Origin of the sequence: Thiocapsa sp., from assembly GCF_022340925.1 — a bacterium.
Classification (GTDB): Bacteria; Pseudomonadota; Gammaproteobacteria; order Chromatiales; family Chromatiaceae; genus Thiocapsa.
In genome coordinates this window covers 1-12,262 of record NZ_JAJDNA010000042.1, presented here as the reverse complement: position 1 = coordinate 12,262, position 12,262 = coordinate 1, and the positions used below count along the sequence as shown (strand labels likewise).

The 12,262-nt window shown below is 63.9% G+C and carries 11 protein-coding genes and 1 tRNA gene; 5 read left to right on the top strand and 7 right to left on the bottom strand.

Features of this window, described 5'->3' with window-relative positions; translation table 11 throughout:
* The first annotated feature begins 3 nt into the window (after window positions 1-3).
* From chlG to LJE61_RS05490, 4 genes are all read left to right on the top strand, one after another.
* Complete coding sequence (gene chlG / locus LJE61_RS05505) at window positions 4-912, top strand: chlorophyll synthase ChlG (protein WP_296913281.1); 909 nt, start codon at window positions 4-6, stop codon at window positions 910-912.
* A 226-nt stretch (window positions 913-1,138) separates the two neighbouring features.
* A complete protein-coding gene (locus LJE61_RS05500; protein WP_296913284.1) occupies window positions 1,139-2,344 on the top strand; it encodes a geranylgeranyl diphosphate reductase in 1,206 nt (401 codons plus the stop codon).
* 39 nt (window positions 2,345-2,383) lie between these two features.
* On the top strand, window positions 2,384-2,650 hold the full coding sequence (locus LJE61_RS05495; protein ID WP_296913287.1) for a hypothetical protein: 267 nt from the start codon (window positions 2,384-2,386) through the stop codon (window positions 2,648-2,650).
* A 370-nt stretch (window positions 2,651-3,020) separates the two neighbouring features.
* Window positions 3,021-3,097, top strand: a tRNA-Arg gene (locus tag LJE61_RS05490).
* Between the two features lie 85 nt (window positions 3,098-3,182).
* Here LJE61_RS05490 and LJE61_RS05485 read toward each other — a convergent pair.
* The 7 genes from LJE61_RS05485 to queA all read right to left on the bottom strand — a co-directional run bounded on the left by LJE61_RS05485 (window position 3,183) and on the right by queA (window position 11,271).
* Window positions 3,183-3,935: a type III pantothenate kinase gene (locus tag LJE61_RS05485; RefSeq protein WP_296913331.1), complete on the bottom strand. Its 753-nt coding sequence runs from the start codon at window positions 3,933-3,935 to the stop codon at window positions 3,183-3,185.
* A complete protein-coding gene (birA, locus tag LJE61_RS05480; protein ID WP_296913292.1) occupies window positions 3,932-4,927 on the bottom strand; it encodes a bifunctional biotin--[acetyl-CoA-carboxylase] ligase/biotin operon repressor BirA in 996 nt (331 codons plus the stop codon). The genes LJE61_RS05485 and birA overlap by 4 nt, the downstream gene beginning before the upstream one ends.
* A gap of 6 nt (window positions 4,928-4,933) precedes the next feature.
* Entirely contained in the window at window positions 4,934-6,757 is a 1,824-nt protein-coding gene (locus LJE61_RS05475; RefSeq protein ID WP_296913294.1) for a M61 family metallopeptidase, read from the bottom strand.
* 79 nt (window positions 6,758-6,836) lie between these two features.
* Window positions 6,837-7,109, bottom strand: coding sequence for an RNA-binding regulator (gene rbp / locus LJE61_RS05470; RefSeq protein WP_296913334.1), 273 nt, complete (start codon window positions 7,107-7,109; stop codon window positions 6,837-6,839).
* Between the two features lie 373 nt (window positions 7,110-7,482).
* Window positions 7,483-8,781, bottom strand: a complete 1,299-nt coding sequence (locus LJE61_RS05465) for a DEAD/DEAH box helicase (protein WP_296913297.1) — start codon at window positions 8,779-8,781, stop codon at window positions 7,483-7,485.
* An 819-nt stretch (window positions 8,782-9,600) separates the two neighbouring features.
* Complete coding sequence (locus tag LJE61_RS05460; protein ID WP_296913299.1) at window positions 9,601-10,008, bottom strand: H-NS histone family protein; 408 nt, start codon at window positions 10,006-10,008, stop codon at window positions 9,601-9,603.
* Window positions 10,009-10,200: 192 nt separating this feature from the next.
* Window positions 10,201-11,271 (bottom strand): tRNA preQ1(34) S-adenosylmethionine ribosyltransferase-isomerase QueA, encoded by a 1,071-nt coding sequence (gene queA / locus LJE61_RS05455; RefSeq protein WP_296913337.1) that lies wholly within the window; start codon window positions 11,269-11,271, stop codon window positions 10,201-10,203.
* Window positions 11,272-11,654: 383 nt separating this feature from the next.
* Between queA and LJE61_RS05450 the strand changes: the two genes are divergently transcribed.
* The coding region (locus LJE61_RS05450) for an exo-beta-N-acetylmuramidase NamZ family protein (protein WP_296917756.1) at window positions 11,655-12,262 on the top strand (608 nt) is incomplete at its 3' end.

Below are 12,262 nucleotides of genomic sequence, written 5' to 3'. Positions count from 1 at the left end.
GGCATGAATCGAAGCGCGTTATCCGGTGCGTCGACCGCCCGGCCATCGATGCCCGCGATCTTGGAGGTATCCCACCCGATCACATGGTTCCCGCCCATGTGGGCATTCGGTTGCGGCGTCGTATCCTCGGGCGCACCCATCCTCCAACAGTGGTGGCTTGGCGTTGCCGGCATCGTGCTGGCCGGACCCCTGATGTGCGGGACGAGCCAGGTCGTCAACGACTGGTACGATCGGCACGTCGATGCCATCAACGAGCCAGGCCGACCCATCCCGTCCGGTCGAATCCCCGGGCGCTGGGGACTCTATCTGGCGCTGATCTGGACCTCCGTCTCTTTGCTCCTGGCCTGGCTGCTCGGCCCCTGGGTATTCAGTGCGGCCCTGCTCGGCATGGTGCTCGCCTGGGCCTACAGTGCACCCCCGCTCCGCCTGAAGGGAAACGGTTGGTGGGGCAACTTGGCCGTCGGCTTCTCTTACGAAGGGCTGGCCTGGGTGACCGGGGCCGCGGTGATGCTCGGCGGCGCCATGCCGGACTGGAGGACCCTCCTGCTGGCAGCCCTTTACAGTCTGGGCGCGCATGGCATTATGACCCTGAACGACTTCAAGGCGATCGAGGGGGACAAGCAGATGAACGTTCGTTCTCTGCCGGTTCAGCTCGGGGCCGAGGGGGCCGCTCGTGTGGCCAGCCTCGTGATGGCGGTGCCGCAGGTGCTGGTGATCGCTTTGTTGTTCGCGTGGGGCAAACCGGCCCACGCGAGCGCCGTCGGTGTCATTTTGTTGATCCAGTTGATCCTGATGATTCGTTTCCTGCGCAGTCCGCGGGAGCGTGCGACCTGGTTCAGCGGGCTTGGCGTCAGCGTCTACGTGATCGGTATGATGGTCAGCGCGTTCGCCGTTCGCGGACTCCAGCCTTGAGCCTCGCCTTGCCGGGACGGGGGGCGACCTTCGCCGGGGAGCCGACGCTCACCCGGATCACCGCGGACAGACGTCTCACCCGAGGGGCTGTTCGCCACCGTCGACCGGCGGAGATCGACCAGGCCAAAGACCCCGACCGGCGCGGCGCCGGACAGAATCGATCCTCACCACCATTTTGCGGATCGCGGCGAAACGCGTCGCATATCAAGCTCAAGGCAGGTATCCAATGACGCACCTTGACACCTTCGACGTGGTCGTGGTCGGCGGCGGCCCGGCTGGCGCAACCGCGGCCACAGACCTCTCCCGGCTCGGTCATCGCGTCCTCCTTCTCGACCGGGGCGGGCGCATCAAGCCCTGCGGTGGGGCAATCCCGCCGCAGGCGATGCGGGAGTTCGCGATCCCAGAGTCGATGTTGGCAAATCAGGTCAGTTCCGCACGCATGGTCTCGCCTTCCGACCAGCGGGTCGACATGCCCATCAACGGCGGATATGTCGGAATGGTGGATCGCGAGCATTTCGACGAGTGGCTGAGAGAACGCGCCGCAGAGGCCGGCGCCGAACGGCGCACCGGGACTTTCGAGAAGGTCGAGCGCGACACCGATGGCATCGCGGTTATCCGCTATCGCCCAGGGCTCGGACGTAGCGGGAGCGAATCCGAGGGGGTGCGCGCCCGTGCCGTCATCGGGGCAGATGGCGCGCACTCGGCGGTCGCGAGGCAATGCATCCCGGGGGCGGAGGAGATGAAGTATGTCGCCGCCTATCATGAGATCGTGCGCACGCCGGCGAACGGTGGCGCTGCGGACTTCGATGGCGCGCGCTGCGACGTGTACTACCAGGGGGACATCTCCCCCGATTTCTACGGGTGGGTATTCCCCCATGGGGAGACGACCAGCGTCGGGGTGGGGACTGCAGTCGAAGGATTCTCACTACGTTCAGCGACCGCCGAGCTGCGCCGTCGGGCCGGCCTCGAGGAGGCCGAGACGTTGCGCCGCGAAGGCGCGCCCATCCCGCTCAAGCCTCTGCGCCGTTGGGACGATGGGCGAGACTTGGTGCTTGCGGGCGATGCCGCAGGGGTTGTGGCACCTGCTTCCGGCGAGGGGATCTATTACGCGCTGGTCGGCGGGCGCCTCGCCGCAGAGGCGGTCGAGACGTTTCTCGCGACAGGCGATCCAGGTGCCCTGAAGGGCGCCCGCGAGCGCTTCATGAAGGCTCACGGCAAGGTGTTCTGGGTGCTGGGAATGATGCAGCACTTCTGGTACGCGAGCGATAAACGTCGCGAGCGTTTCGTCAGTATCTGCAAGGACCCTGATGTTCAGTATCTCACCTGGGAGGCCTACATGAACAAGCGCCTGGTGCGCGCGCGACCGGGCGCTCATCTGCGGATTTTCTTCAAGGACCTGGCGCACCTCCTGGGAGTCGTCTCCGCGCGTTGAGGCGGCGCCGGGCCCGCCACCCAGCTGAGCATGGCAGACATGGCCGAGCTCTTTGCAAGCGGGGCCTTGATCGACCTGATCCTCGGATTGGTGCTGATCGAGGCCGTCGTCCTCACCGTGGTTCACCGGTTCACCGGCAGGGGCGTCGCGCCTCGCGACCTGTTTGGCATGTTGCTCGCCGGTGTGTTCCTGCTGCTGGCTGTGCGTGCGGCCCTGGTGGGCGCCGACTGGGGCTGGGTCGGCCTCTGGCTGATGCTCTCCCTGCTGGCGCATCTGGCCGACGTGTCGGTACGTTGGATGCACTAACCCAACCGCGTCAGTGGCGAGGGTTCGTCTCGCCGTTCTTGCTCGCTGACAAATACCAGACGAGGTGCTACAAGAGCTGGGGCGCTCGCTCGACCGATGTCCGGACAGCCTCGAGGACGCGATCTGAGCGATCGACCGGCGGGCCCGCGGGTGCGATCTCGACGATCAGTCCACCAGCGGGCGGATCCACTGCTCGGTGCAGCCGATACCCTCATCGAACCCAGGATCTGATGTAAACTTATCGCCTGGCATGCATGCCCCAGAGGTCGTCAATGCCGGCGCAGCACCCGGCAGCGCGAGGTCTGGATCACCGCATTCAGGCCCGTCCGGGGAGCGACCGCTGAGATGACGCGGCGCGCACCTCGCCAATGCCCTCGTAGCTCAGTTGGATAGAGCGATCGCCTCCTAAGCGGTAGGTCACAGGTTCAAATCCTGTCGAGGGCACCAATTCGTCCCGCATCGAGGCATTCGATCCGCAGCCTTCAGTGGCTTGGCGCACCCAGCGCGCCACGCCGGGTATCACGACCTCCCTTCATTGCCCGGTGGATCCTTCCCCACCGGCGACCTCGACCAGCCCGCGCAGAACCAGATCGGGTATCCATCGGCATGGGCGATCTATCGCCGGGATCAGGCGCCGGGCATCCCCACCGGTGAGGACCAGTCTCGGTTGGGAGCGCGCCTCTGAAGCGAGCCGATCATAGAGCCGGTCTGCCAGCGCGGCGATCGCGTGCAGGCTGCCTGCGGCGACGGCCGGGCCGGTGTCTGCAGCCCAAGGCGCATCCGTTGGCTCCGCCTCGATCCGTGGGATGCGGGTGCCAGCGAGAAGACTCGCTCGCATCATCTCGATCCCTGGGAGGATCAAGCCCCCAATGTGCTGCCCATCGGCAAGCAACAGGTCGAAGGTGGCCGCCGTGCCGGCGTCCAAGATGAGGGCGGCCTCACCGAGCAGTCGATGGGCGGCGATCAGGGCGAGCCAGCGGTCGACTCCGAGCCGCTCCGGTTCTGAGTAGGCGATCCGCAGCGCGCCGAAGGTTGCTCGCGTGCGAATGTATTCCACCTCACGGCGCCAATAGGCGCGAGTCACTCGGGAGATCGCGGACGCGATCGCGGCACCGCCCACGTTGCTGGCCAAGACACGCACCGGCGCATCCAGCCGCTCCCATTCTGCCAACAGATCAAGCGGAGCCGCGCCACCGTGACGCACAACCCGGGTCTCCCCGGGAGGTCCTCCGTCGGAAAGCGCCCAGCGCAGGCTGGTGTTGCCGATGTCGAGCAGCAGCATCATGACTCGTCCCACCGATCCGGTCTCAGGCTGACCTCTCCAGCGTGAAAGCGCCTCTCCCCTTCCGCCGTCATGAGTCGCAGGGCGCCATCCGGGGCGATCCCCGTTGCGATGCCCCGGATCACGCGGTCGCCCAGCAACAGGGTCACGGGCTCGCCTCGGAACAGATCGAAATCCTCCCAGAGCTGCAGGAACGGCGTGAGTCCCTCGTGGCCGAACCGGGTCAGGGCATCGATCAGCGCATCGATGACCCGCGCGGCAATGGCGTTGCGACTGAAGCCGGTCCCACCGAGCGCCTCCTGAAGGTCGACCCAGGGCTGATCGATGGTCCGACCTTGCTCGGGCGCCATGCGCAGATTGATCCCGACTCCGACAACAAGGGCGCAGGGGCCTTGAGCCTCTCCAGCTAACTCCAAGAGCATCCCGCCAAGCTTGCGCCGCCGCCAGACCAGGTCGTTCGGCCATTTGAGCGCGAGCCCACGGACACCGGCGCGCCTTAACACATCCGCCACCACGGCCCCAGCGGCCAGGCTGAAACCGCCCAGCGTCGCCGGAGCCGCGAAGGAGCGCCAGAGTACCGACAGATAGAGATTCGCCCCGAAAGGTGAGATCCAGGGACGCCCGAGCCGACCGCGTCCGGCGGTCTGGCGCTCGGCCAAACAGCATGTCGCAGAGGCCGCCCCTGCCGCAACCTCGCCCATCAAGTGGCGATTGGTGGAGTCGATCTGCCGGTGGATCTCCAGGCGTGCGATGGCACGCCGTCCCCGGGGCGAGAGATCCCGGAGAATCCGCTCCGGATCAAGCAGCTCAACGGGTCGCTGAAGCCGATATCCCTGCCCACGAACGGACTCCAGTGGGAGTCCCAGTCGATCACATGATCTCCGCAACGCCTTCCAGACCGCTGCTCGGGTCATACCCAGCCGCTCGGCGATCGCCTCACCCGAGTGGAGCTCGCCGTCGGCCAGCAGCCTGATCAGATCGAACTCGCGATCCACGTCGCCTCAGGTCGCGCTCGTGAGCCAACTGGAGCGCGCGAGCAGGGCGGCCTCAGGCGCCGAATCCAAGAGCATCAGGTCGCAGGTATCCGCCTTCGAGGGAGTGGGGAAGGCGACCACCTGGAGCAGCTCGTCACGCCGGAACAAGTGGACCGTCACGCCCCCTCCATCGGCTGCAGCGCGCGCGACCAGTGCATCCATGTTCTCCGCGGTGGCCCGAAGGGCGTCGACTGCAACGATGATGTCACCCGGGGCGATGCCCGCGCGCTCGCCGGCACCGTCCCCGATCACGTTCTGAACGATCGCCTCGCGGCTGCCCGGACGGAGGCGCACATCGAGTGTGGGACGCGCCGCCGCGCTGTCGAATCGCTCGACACAGCCACCCAGGTCGTTGGGTCCATTGGACGGCCGAAGCCGCAGTCCAATCCCGACACTGCACAATGGATCCGCAAGGTTTAGATCCGAGGTCCCGTCGAGCACCTCCGCAAAGAAGCCGTCCAGATCGAGCCCCGAGACGCGGCTCGCCGCCGCCTCGACACCGCGCTCAGACACACCGACACCAGTGCGGCCATGCCGGACCCAGAGCTCACGCATCACGTCATCGAGCGAGGCTGCGCCCCCTGTGCCTTGGCGGATCGTCAGATCCAGGGACAGCGCCACCAGCGCACCCTTGATGTAATAGCTCACGACGGCGTTTGGGGCATTCTCGTCCTGTTTGTAGAGCTTGATCCAAGCGTCAAAGCTTGACTCAGCCAGCGTCTGGACCTCGCGTCCGGGCGTGCGCATCATGCGCGTGATGGTCGCGGCGAGCATCCCGAGATAGGTCTTGGAATCAATGCAGCCGCTGCGGAGCAGGGCGAGCTCATCGTAGTAGGAGGTGATGCCTTCGAAGGCCCAGAGCGTGCGGGTGTGCGCCTCCCGACTCAGGTCGCCTTCCATGAGCGCCTGCGGCCGGATCCGCCTGACATGCCAGAGGTGAAAGTATTCATGACTGCAGAGCCCGAGGAAGCGCACGTAAGACTCCGCAGGCTTCTCCTCGTCTGCGTGGGGCAGATCCTCGCGCGAGCAGATCAGGCTGGCGGAAAACCGATGCTCCAGACCACCATAGCCCTCCCCGAGGGCGGTCACGAGAAAGAGATAGCGGTCAATCGGCAATTCACGGAAGAGTCCCGCGTGCTCGGCACAGACTCGGGCGAGATCGCGCGCCAGCCGCGCTTGGTCGGCGCGTTGACGACCCGATATCGCGATGCGATGGGGCACACCTCCAACATCAAACGCGATCTCTTTGAATCGGCCCATCTCGACCGGATGATCGATTAGATCTTCATAGCTGTCGGCTCGATAAAGACCGTAACCGCGGGAATCAACCAGCTCCGGCTGGAGGCTGGTCGCGACTCGCCAGTCCTCATAAGCAGGCCCTTCCGGCGGCAGGAGCTCGAGCAGGCAGGGCCGCTCGTCCATCCCGTGAACGCGCAGCAGCAGGTTCGCACCATTGAAGTAGGCATGTGTGGTATCGAGGTGGGCCGTGCGCACCGACAGCTCCCCGGCATAGATCCGGTACTCCACCTTGGTCACGCTGCCGGCTGTTGGGCAGATCCAGGTCTGCTTATCGCATTTCCGACAGTCGAGGGTCCGGCCGTCCGCGGATCGGGCGGCGAGCGTCAGGATATTCTTCGCAAAGTCGCGGATCATGTAGCTGCCCGGGATCCATGCGGGCATGGACAAGGTCAGTCGAGAGCCGCACGGGCGCCGAGGAATGTCGATCTCGACGCGGAAGAGATGGGCTGCAGGAACGGCGGGGCGAATGCGATAGATCAACTCGGCCGACATCGCAACGCCATCCGGTCCACAATTCGGTGGAAGTGGGATAAAGACCTCAGGGCGATCACCCTGAGGTCGCGGTCAGATGTTACCAGCGCGGCCCGCGAGACGGGCGCTCACCACGCGGTTTGGCTTGATTGACCTTCAAGTTTCGACCCTTCAGCGGCGTTTCGTTCAGCCCCTTGATGGCGGCATCGGCCTCGGAATTGTTCGGCATCTCGACGAAGCCAAAGCCCTTCGATTCACCGGTGAACTTGTCGGTGATCAAGTTCACACTCGAGATCTCACCATATGTTGCGAAAGCGCTCCGCAGCTCGTCTTGGGTCACGCCGTAGGCCAGATTGCCAACGTAAATATTCATCATTCAGGAGTTCCGTGAAAGCGCATTGAAGAGAAAATGAGAACGGTCGAAAAATCAATACGCAACTGATTCGACAGTCTTTGTCCCCAACCGTTGGAGACGAAGTCAATTCCAGAGAATCGCTGGGGTGAAGACCGCATCGATCTACGCCCACTGGCGCTGAGAGGACCTTGCCTGCTCTCGCCTCGCGACCCTTGGCCACGGCCCGAAGGCCAGGTGCGGCGACTCCCTAAGGAGATCCTGATCAAATGCCATCCTTGCATCTGATCAGCTCGCGACTCGAAGATGCGACTTGCGAACCGCTTCATTTTCGATCGCTTAGGGCGCTTGAAAATGCCGGGCCGTCCGTGGCCCGGACGGGAAACGCTTTCAATCAGCGTTTCCCCAAGTCAGAGGGGAAGCCACGGCCGCGGCGATCACTGTAGGGGCGCCGAGCCGGCTTAGCCGCCCCTGGCCGTGCCGTCTTCTGTGCCGGTCTACCGGAAACACGGGCGCCCCGTTGCCCCCCAAGACTTGGATCTGCCTCGGTTTCAGGCGGCACGAGAGAGGGCGCAAACCCATCGACCGGCGCCAAGGCGATCTCTTTGCGCAGCAACCGTTGAATCCCGTGGAGCAAACCCCGCTCGTCATGACTGACCAGAGACAACGCATGTCCACCCGTTCCCGCTCGTCCGGTCCTCCCGATGCGGTGCACGTAATCTTCGGCCACATTCGGCAGCTCAAAGTTGACGACCTGGGGCAGATTCGCGATATCCAATCCCCTTGCGGCGATGTCGGTAGCGACCAGTGCCCTGACGCTCCCGCGCTTGAAGTCGTCCAAGGCTCTGGCTCGAGCGGACTGACTTTTGTTCCCGTGGATCGCGGCGGCGGCAATACCTTCGCGCCCGAGGTGCTCCGCAAGACGATTGGCACCGGCCTTGGTGCGCGTGAAGACCAGCACCTGATGCCAGCCTTCGCGATGAAACAGGTGGGCAAGCAACTCCCGTTTGCGGCCTTTGTCGACCGGATGAGCCGCCTGCGTCACCGTCTCCGCGGCAGTATTGCGGCGCGCCACCTCGACGTGCTTCGGCCGGTTCAGCAGGCCATCGGCGAGACGCCTGATGTCATCCGAATAGGTTGCCGAAAACAAGAGATTCTGTCGCCGCTCCGGCAACAGCCGAAGGATGCGTCGAATGTCGTGGATAAATCCCATGTCGAGCATGCGATCGGCCTCGTCGAGGACGAGGATCTCGACTCGCGACAGATCGACGGTCCGGCGACCGGCGTGATCGAGCAGCCGTCCCGGCGTTGCGATGAGCACATCGACGCCTCGCTGCAATTGGTTGACTTGAGGCTGCATCCCAACGCCTCCGAATACGACCCCCGATCGCAAGGACAGATGCAGCCCGTAGGCACGGACTCGCTCGCCGACCTGCGCGGCCAACTCCCGGGTCGGCGTCAATATGAGCGCTCGGGGATGGCGTTGCGGGTGGCCCTTTTCCGACAGTCGTTGCAAGAGCGGCAGGACGAAGGCAGCCGTCTTACCTGTCCCGGTCTGCGCACCGGCTAGCAGATCGTGCCCGGCGAGGATCTCCGGAATCGCCTGGATCTGGATCGGCGTGGGGCGGGCATAACGCTGCGTTGCCACGGCGCGCAACAGGTCGACCCGAAGGCCGAGTAACTCAAATGACATGGAGACTCCTGGAACCGGCCTCAAACCGCGCAATCGCGGGACCGGCCTAGGCGAAAGAAGAAGGGGGCGCCTGTGGGTGATGCCTTGAGACAAGGCGAGGTCAGCCGCGCGACGACACATCGACCGGATGATGTGAAGCGAGGAGTTTACGCGAATGCCAGCATGAAAGCCAGCGGACTTTGCGCCGACTGCTCTTCGTTGGCGCGAGCAGCCGAAAGCGCTCGGGAAGCAGGAAGAACGTCGTTGATTGCGGCGGCACGCGGAGGCGCAGGCGGGTTCAGTCGCCGAGGCGGCCAAACCTGAGAGAACGGTGAAACCGCGCTTCGCTGGGCCACACTGCTTCATGCCCAGCCTGGCCAGGGATCGGAACGGAAAGCGAAAAAATGCCGCTTACTTTTTCCTTCTTTTTCCGCCGCTTACGCGACGGACAATGGCGGGACGTCCTGCCCCGCACGCGAAGCGCTGAATTCTTCAGCGCTTCCCTAACGAGGATATTTCACCACCGGACAACCCCGGACCCTTCGGCGGGTGAGGCCCGCGATTTGGGTTACGACAGCTAGCAAGGGCCGGCGCACCGCCGAAGGAGCGCAGCGATGTCTCTCGCGTCTCTTGAGAGGCACCCCGGCGGGAAACGCCGAATACGTCAGCATTTCCCTACGAGCCTGTCGGACTTGAGCGATCGTCGCGAGCCGAGTGGAAGAGCGAGGCCATTTCGTTCCGGTTTTGAGGCGCAGAGTGGGGGCTATATAACGAAAAAGCGGGGCGACATGGACCGTTGTCCCGCTTCCGTAGCCGATTCATCCTAAGTCCGACAGGCTCCTAGGCATCGGTCGCTTGTAGATAGTTCGCTTTGAAGGCTTCCCGATCCGATTTCGAAGACGGATCGTATCCCTGCTCCTGCATCTTCTGTTTCATCCAGCCGGGCAAGACGCCCCGCACATAGACGTTCTCGGGGTTTTCGGGATCGATGTAGCGCGTATACTGCCGGCCACCCGCCGCAGCTCGCCGTCCCGCGCCGCCGCCCCGCCGCCGCTTGATTTCCACCAGCGGCAGGATCTCATCCAATTCGTAGCCGTATTGCGCGATCAGGTCCCTGATCTGCTGCGCAATCTCTGTTTTTGCTTCTTGACGACGCACTTCCAGCGCACGCTTCAGCTCGGCTTTGCTGCTCTCGATCTCGGCGAGCTGCTGTTTAATTTCGTCGACGCTGAGGTTAGCGTACTCCACGTGAAATACCTCCAAAACGATGAGCAGTGGATCAAAAAAGTGTGCGAATCTGCAATAAACTCACCAAGCATAATTTATGCGATTCGCAATGCTTGTCAAGTAGAACATCCAGAAGGCGTTCTGGATTGCCGAAAGAGGCGGCTGCGGAAGGCCGGACCGAACCTGCCGAGATCGCAAGAAAACCGACCCCCGTCATGATCGAGCGCGCGCGACAGGTTCCAAGTCTCGCTCATTACGGATCAGAAACATCGCATCGCCGTAGCTGAAGAAGCGATAGCGCGATGCCACCGCATGCCGATAGGCATCCATGATGACATGGTGACCCGCGAAGGCCGAGACCAGCATGAGCAATGTCGATTCGGGTAGGTGAAAGTTGGTGATCATTGCGTCGACTGCTCGAAATCGAAAGCCGGGCCGAATGAACAGCCGACTGTCGCCTCGAAAGGGTTTGAGCTCACCGCCGGCTGCGGCGGTCTCGAGACTGCGCACGCTCGTGGTCCCGACGGCAACGATTCGCCCGCCCCGCTGGCGTGCCGAACGCACCTGCTGGCAGACGTCCTCGTTCACCTCGACCCACTCGGCATGCATCTCATGCCGATCGAGGTCGCCCGCTCGGATGGGCTGAAAGGTCCCGGCACCGACATGCAGCGTCACATGGGCGTGTCCAACCCCCATTCCCGCCAGGCGCTCCAGCATGGTCTCGTCGAAATGCAGGCCTGCCGTCGGAGCCGCGACCGCCCCGATCCGACGCGCGTAGACGGTTTGGTACCGCGTCTCGTCGAGTGCGTCATCTGGCCGGCGGATATAGGGAGGCAACGGAAGATGGCCTCGCTTGGACATCAGCGCGGCGAAGGTCGATCCCTCCGAACGCAGTCGAAACAGCCCACCGTCTCGCCCTAGCACGAGGAGCCGCTCCCCCCCCTCGATCTCCACCCGACGTCCCGGTGCGGGCGGCTTACTCGACCGGACGTGCGCCAATGCCTGGTGGGGATGCAGGACCCGCTCGATCAGAACCTCAATGCGACCGCCGGTCTCCTTGCGCCCGAACAAACGCGCACGCATCACCCGCGTGTTATTGAAGATCAGGAGATCGCCCGGTCTCAGCAATTGCGGCAGGTCGGCAAAGGCGAGATCACGCCGCCTCGCGCCTGGGCCGCACGCAGGCCCATCGACCGCCAAGAGGCGCGAGGCCCCGCGGTCGCGCAGCGGCCGCTGCGCGATCAACTCGGCGGGAAGGTCATACTTGAAATCACTGAGACGCATGAGGGCGGACAAGCAAGAAGCTGCCGGACCGCGCACAGGGCTGACGGCTTGCCGGCTCGAGACGTCTGATCGACGCCGGGGCATGATCCCAACCGGACGTTTGACCGCTTCGTACGCCCCGCTGGAGGATTCACAAGAGCAGTCAGGCGGTCTTCGGACCTCTCACCAGTCGGCCGAGGACACCAGGCTCGACTGTGCAGACCCAGCGCGGCAGTTCCCTGACATGGGGCCACTCTCGGGTCGCGTCGCGCCATGCCAGACACGGCGGGGGACTGACCCTGAACGCCGCCCAACCGACACGTCGAGAATGATAGCATCCGGGGCTGTGAGTACGGTCTTCGGGTATGCTTGTTCCGAATTCAATGCATTTGGATCACTCGATTATCGTGAGACTCGGGATCGATCGTCTGCTGGAAGACCGCGCACTGCGCAGACCGCTCCAAGGGCAGCGTGTCGCGCTCCTTGGCCACCCTGCATCCTGCACGTCGGGAGGACGACACAGCTTGGATGCCCTCATGGAGCTTGGCGATCTGCAGCTGGTTGCGGCTTTCGGACCGCAGCATGGGATGCGAGGTGACAAACAGGACAACATGGTCGAAACCGACGACGCCACGGATGCGCGTCATGGCATCCCCGTCTTCAGCCTTTACGGCAAGGTCCGCTATCCGACCGATCAGATGCTGGCGCACTTCGATATCCTGCTGGTCGACCTTCAGGACATCGGAACACGGATCTATACCTACGTCACCACCTTGGCCTATATCATCGACGCCTGCACGAAGGCGGGGAAAGGCTTGTGGGTACTGGACCGGCCGAATCCAGCCGGCCGGCCGATCGAAGGCAGCACCCTCGAAGCAGGCTGGGAAAGCTTTGTCGGCGCAGGCCCCCTCATGATGCGCCATGGATTGACCTTTGGCGAGCTGGCGCGATGGTTCGCCGCCCGATCCAACCAGGACCTCGACCTCCGAGTCGTGACCATGGACGGCTATCG

Coding starts and splice junctions, on each gene's coding strand:
- chlG (WP_296913281.1), top strand. CDS start 4: ATGAATCGAAGCGCGTTATCCGGTGCGTCGACCGCCCGGCCATCGATG.
- rbp (WP_296913334.1), bottom strand. CDS start 7,109: ATGAATATTTACGTTGGCAATCTGGCCTACGGCGTGACCCAAGACGAG.
- LJE61_RS05475 (WP_296913294.1), bottom strand. CDS start 6,757: ATGTCGGCCGAGTTGATCTATCGCATTCGCCCCGCCGTTCCTGCAGCC.
- LJE61_RS05465 (WP_296913297.1), bottom strand. CDS start 8,781: ATGTCATTTGAGTTACTCGGCCTTCGGGTCGACCTGTTGCGCGCCGTG.
- queA (WP_296913337.1), bottom strand. CDS start 11,271: ATGCGTCTCAGTGATTTCAAGTATGACCTTCCCGCCGAGTTGATCGCG.
- LJE61_RS05495 (WP_296913287.1), top strand. CDS start 2,384: ATGGCCGAGCTCTTTGCAAGCGGGGCCTTGATCGACCTGATCCTCGGA.
- LJE61_RS05485 (WP_296913331.1), bottom strand. CDS start 3,935: ATGATGCTGCTGCTCGACATCGGCAACACCAGCCTGCGCTGGGCGCTT.
- LJE61_RS05500 (WP_296913284.1), top strand. CDS start 1,139: ATGACGCACCTTGACACCTTCGACGTGGTCGTGGTCGGCGGCGGCCCG.